Origin of the sequence: Stutzerimonas stutzeri, assembly GCF_000935215.1 — a bacterium.
Lineage (GTDB): Bacteria > Pseudomonadota > Gammaproteobacteria > Pseudomonadales > Pseudomonadaceae > Stutzerimonas.
Window position 1 is genome coordinate 1 of sequence record NZ_JXXD01000359.1, and the last position, 1257, is coordinate 1257.

A 1257-nucleotide genomic window follows, 5' to 3' on the forward strand; every position below is an offset into this window, starting at 1 on the left:
GACACAGCACGTCGTAGTTGAAGCGGTCCTTGGCGAAGATGTTGGTCTTGAGGTTCTGGTTGTAGTTCAGCCAGTTGTCGGCCAGCTTCTTCGGACAGAGCACCAGGACGGACTTGTTGCGCAGCTCGTAGTACTTGATCACGGCCAGCGCGGTGAAGGTTTTGCCCAGGCCCACGCTGTCGGCCAGGATGCAGCCGTTGTAGGTTTCCAGCTTGTTGATCAGCCCGGTCGCCGCATCACGCTGGAAGTTGAACAGCTTCTGCCAGATCAGGGTGTCCTGATAGCCGGTAAGCTCGTTGGGCAGCACGTCCTCGCTGACGTCCTCCAGGAACTCGCGGAAGATGTTGTAGAGCATCAGGAAGTAGATGCGTTCGGGAGCGTTCTCCTGATAGACCGAGGCGATGTGCTCGCAGAGCCGCGCAGTGACATCTTCCAGTTTGTCCGGGTCATTCCAGATCTGCTCGAACAGGTTCAGGAACATGCCCGTGTGGGATGGCTCGTCGAAGCGCGTGACGATGTTGGAGAGCGCGTTGCCTCTCTGGTAGCCCAGGTCCACGGCGGTGAAGCCCTGCACCGGCATGTAGACGGCATCTTCCGCCTGCCCTTTTACTCCGATGAAAGGCTGCATCGGCGCCTGGCCTCGGTTGGAGCGAAAGGTCGCCTTGCGCCGAATCCAGTCGGCGCACTCGCGAGCAATGGCCTTCTGGGTGAGCTTGTTCTTCAGCTGGATCTCGAACTCACTGCCGGTGATGCTGCGTTCGCGTTCGGCCTTGGGGATGTGGAACTCGCGCTGCTCCTTCTTCAACTTGTCGCTGGCTTCGCTGGGCACGAAGGTTGGCGAGGTGAAGACGAACTCCAGGGAGTCGATGCTCTCAAGCTCCTTCTTCAATGCCACATAGGCGTAGATCGAGAAGCAGGAGGCGGCGATCTTCAGCTTGGCACCGGGCTTGAGCTGGCCCTTGAGATCCTCGCCGAGCAGCGCGTTGATGTTGTCGATCAGTTCCATGAGACGTAACCATCCAAGCAGAGCAAGCTCGGATTATCACTAAGAACAAGAGGAACTTCACGTTTTTACTGTCGGCTTCGGACTGTGTCTTCACAGACTACTGCTCAATCATCCCCGAAGCCGAATGCGTTCCCTCCAGCATCGAAGCAATCGCTGACCATTGGGAGGCCTGTCGCCGGGTTGAACTCAAACATTGGTTTGAGTACTTCAAGCTCTTCAAGCTCTTCAAGCTCTTCAAGCTCTTCAAGCTC

1 protein-coding gene is annotated in these 1257 nt (G+C 57.1%); it reads right to left on the bottom strand.

Features of this window, described 5'->3' with window-relative positions:
• Positions 1-1006, bottom strand: a 1006-nt coding sequence (locus LO50_RS23405) for an SNF2-related protein (RefSeq protein ID WP_044316536.1), incomplete at its 3' end; no start/stop codon positions are given.
• Positions 1007-1257 lie beyond the last annotated feature (251 nt).